The sequence below is a fragment of the Streptomyces sp. NPDC042336 genome (genome assembly GCF_055581985.1).
Genome location: NZ_JBVJEA010000063.1, coordinates 1 through 2835, shown reverse-complemented (window position 1 = coordinate 2835; position 2835 = coordinate 1). Strand labels below are relative to the sequence as shown.

Genomic DNA, 2835 nt, shown 5'->3' with positions numbered 1-2835 from the left:
ATTGTTCGACCCCCCCAACCCCGGGCTCCCCCCCACCCCCCCGGGGGGCTGTGGGGGGGGCCCCCGCCTCTGCCGGCCCCCACCCCCAAGACCCCCCGCCTTTTGTGGCTCGCTTGCGTTCCTTTTAGGAGGAATACGGCACGTTCGGCTGACAATGATGACCAAGGCAGACACACTCTGTGGCTAACGGATCACCAGACGCGGTCAGGGGGATGCAGTGGTGGACATTGCGGCGGTGACTGCGGCCGACGAAGACCTACTGGCGGCCGTCATGGACCTGGGTGACCGCAACCGCGAGACGTTGGGGTTCCTGCCGCATGCGGTGTTTCGGCAGGCCGCCGAGACCGGCACGCTTCTGGTCGCCGTGGAGGGTCGGCAGGTGGTCGGTTACGCCTTGTACGGTCTGCCCGGCGACCGGGTACGTCTGACTCACCTGTGCGTCGAGGCCTCCTACCGTGGCCAGAGGGTGAACGCGAAGCCGGTCGACGCCATCTCCGAGCGGCATGCAGATCGGCTCGGCATCATGCTCAGATGCCGTAAGAGCTACGGGCTGGAGAAGATGTGGACCAGGCTGGGCTTCCAGATGCGCACGGAAGTCGCAGGCCGCGGAGATACGCGTGAACCACTCGTGGTGTGGTGGCGCAGCCACGGTCATCCCGACCTGTTCACCGAGGTCGAGTCGCCGGCGCTGGTGACCGCGGCGATGGACTGCAACATTTTCGCCGATCTGCACAGCTCTCTCCCGCGCAACGGTGCGCAAGAGACGAAGGCGCTGGCCGCGAACTGGCTGGTGGACCTGCTCGAACTGGTCGTCTTGCCGCAACTCGTCACCGAGATCCACAACGGCGGCCATGCCGACGAACGTAAAGCCCAGATCCATGCGCTGATGCACTATCGGCAGCCCAAGCTCGCACAGATCGATCAGGACCAGATGCTCAGGAAGCTGATCGAGGCAGACTGGGAAGATTTGGGCGTCGAGCTGCCACGCACTGCCAATGACAATGCAGACCTCGCCTACGTCGTCCAGGCGCACGCCGCAGGCGTGCAGCTGCTGGTGACCCGCGATGAGCGTCTGATAGCACTCAGTCCAGTGGCGGAGAAGGTGTGCGGCGCGCGGATCCTGGGACCGACCGACAGCGTGCTGGCCATCGACGAATTGACCCGCACCCAGGCCTACCAGCCCGGCAGTCTTCTCGGCACCGCCTTGACCACAACAGCTGTCGCCGCCGGTCAGGAGCAACAACAGCTGGTTTTCCTCGACAAGCCCGGCGGGGAGAGACAGAAGGCCTTCAAAGCACGGCTGCGGGACTTTGCGGCCCGGCCCGGCCAGTGGGTCCGCCAGCAGATCACCGACCAGGACGGCCGGTTGCTGGCCACCTATTGCCACGAAACCCGTGGGGGTGAACTGCACGTTCCGCTGCTGCGCGTGGACGAGCAGCATCCTCTAGTACTCCAGTGCGACTTCGTGATCTATCAGGTCGCGGGGGCAGCGAGTCGTCGCTGGTAGTGGCTGCGCCGGGCCGTGGCCTGGTGGGTTCTGCGCCAGTTTGACCAGTGCAACAGCCTGCGCGGGCATGTGTTCGGTGGGCTCAGCAGGGTGCCGAGCAGGTGGCGGATCTCGGGAACGGTCAGGTCGATGGGGTCGGGGCTGCGGGCGGGCCGGTTCGGCTGTGCGGTCCTGACCGGTGTCGCGTCGGCAGCGAGGGCGGCCAGGAATGCCAGGGCGAGCATGGCCAGCGTGATGTGCCGATGCCAGGCGGTCCAGTGGCGGACCTGGTAGTGATCCAGTCCGACCTGGCCTTTCGCGGCCTGGAAGCACTCCTCGATGCACCACCTCGTCCCGGCCACTCTGACGAGTTCGGCCAGCGGCACCCGTCTTGGGGACCAGCACAGGTAGAAGGCGAGTTCGCCGCTGCTCGGGTTGCGGCGGATCAGCAGATGCCGGTGGCCGTCGGCGCCGATCTCGATCCAGGCCCAGTCGTAGTAGCGCGGCCCCTTTGCTCCGGCTCCTGCGCTCTGCCGGTGCCAGGCCGAGGCCGGCAGGCGGTCGGCGACGACATCCGCCCGGGCAGCGGTTCGCCCCTGGTTGATCCGCACCCGGGTGCTGCAGGCGACGGCCAGGACGTAACCAGTCCGGCGGGACTCCAACAGCGCGCGCAGGCCGGGATCTTGACCGTATGCTTCGTCGCCGGTCACCCAGGACGCGCCGATGCCGGCGTCCAGCGCGGCCGCGATCATCTGCCCGGCCAGCGTGGGCTTGGTCGCGAACTCCACCTGGTCGGGCACCCCGGCACGGGTGCGGCGCTCGGTGTCCTGGGACCAGGATGTATCGGGCAGGTAGAGTCGGCGGTCGATCAACGCCCGTCATCTGTTGGAGGCGTAGGCAAGGAAGACACCGACCTGGCTGTTCTCGATCCGCCCCGCGGTGCCGGTGTACTGCCGCTGCACGCCCGCCGAAGCGATGCCCTTCTTCAGGAAGCCCGTCTCGTCGACGATCAGCACGCCGTTGTCGGCGCCGAGGTGCTCGTGGACGTAGGCGCGCACGTCGTCACGGAGGGCGTCGGCGTCCCAGTGGGCGGTTCGCAGCAGCCGCTGCATCGGGCCAGGGCGGGCATGGCCGGCCTGCTCGGCCAGCCGCCAGCAGTTCTTCCGCTCGACGCCGGACAACAATCCGAGCACGAACGCGCGGGCTGTGGCGCGCGGCTCAACCCGCCTGAACCGGCCCGCGATTCGGGTCATGGGGCCTTGACCCTTGATGTTGGACACACGAGACACTGGATCCTGAGGATCTGAGAACGGACATCTCGTGGTCATGAAGAACTATCCGCCGCAGTT

1 protein-coding gene and 1 pseudogene are annotated in these 2835 nt (G+C 67.2%); one reads left to right on the top strand and one right to left on the bottom strand.

The annotated features are described in order from the left end of the window. Positions 1 to 217: 217 nt before the first annotated feature. The gene (locus ACZ6IM_RS41910; RefSeq protein ID WP_469564477.1) at positions 218 to 1507 is read left to right on the top strand and encodes a GNAT family N-acetyltransferase; all 1290 of its coding nucleotides are present in this window, start codon (positions 218 to 220) and stop codon (positions 1505 to 1507) included. On the opposite strand, the pseudogene ACZ6IM_RS41905 reads toward ACZ6IM_RS41910, so the two are convergent. After that, positions 1474 to 2739, bottom strand: a pseudogene (locus ACZ6IM_RS41905) (IS701 family transposase). The gene ACZ6IM_RS41910 and the pseudogene ACZ6IM_RS41905 overlap by 34 nt on opposite strands. Positions 2740 to 2835 lie beyond the last annotated feature (96 nt).